We start from the raw sequence: 819 nt of genomic DNA, 5'->3' as shown, positions 1-819 counted from the left end.
ATTTAAGATAGGGTATAGGCCTTGATATAAAGTGAATTTACTATAGACAAATTACAATAGAAATAGTTGTAATATATAGTAAATAAATGTAGTTTTGCTTTTTTTGTGACTTTATGAATAATTTACGTTATACTAAAAGTAACAAAACGGTAACAAAATGGAGGGACTATTATGAAAAAGAAACTAATGATGTCTACAGTTGCTATGACTGTAATGTTAGGCTTCAATACATTAGCCTTTGCCGATACAATAAATAACAACTTAGATGTACAAGTAATTAATGAAGAAGAATTAAATTATAATAATGGGTATGTAAATGCTGTAAATGTTAATTTYCGTAAAGGAGCATCAATAAATTCAGATATATATAAATTAGTACAAAAAAATACTTCTGTAACTATATTAGGTTATGAAGGAGATTGGACTAAAGTTAGTATAGACGATGAAGTAGGATATATTTATAGTACTTATGTAAGTGAAGGAGAGCCAACTAAAGAAAGTTTTAATTTAGAAAATGCTACACCTTTAGAAGTTAAAGCTACAGCTTATGCAGGAGATACAATAACATCTACGGGTACTGTTCCAAAAGCAGGATATACTATAGCAGTTGACCCAAGTGTAATACCTTATGGAACAAGAGTTTATATACCTGAATTTGACAAGGTATTTGTGGCAGAAGATTGTGGTAGTGCTATAAAAGGTAATAGAATAGATATATTTATGGAAAGTGAAGCAAAATGTAATGAGTGGGGAGTTAAAAATATTACTATCCACATATTACCATAATGACATATAAAAAATTAAATATTAAATAAAAAA

Annotated in this window: 1 protein-coding gene; it reads left to right on the top strand. The window is 27.9% G+C overall.

Going from position 1 to position 819, the window contains the following annotated elements; translation table 11 throughout:
- The first annotated feature begins 171 nt into the window (after positions 1-171).
- Complete coding sequence (locus G3997_RS05410; protein WP_296644101.1) at positions 172-786, top strand: 3D domain-containing protein; 615 nt, start codon at positions 172-174, stop codon at positions 784-786.
- Positions 787-819: the final 33 nt, after the last annotated feature.

Source organism: Romboutsia sp. 13368, assembly GCF_018336475.1.
GTDB lineage: Bacteria > Bacillota > Clostridia > Peptostreptococcales > Peptostreptococcaceae > Romboutsia.
The sequence above is the reverse complement of the archived record's forward strand: the minus strand, read 5'-3'. Positions and strand labels throughout refer to the sequence as shown.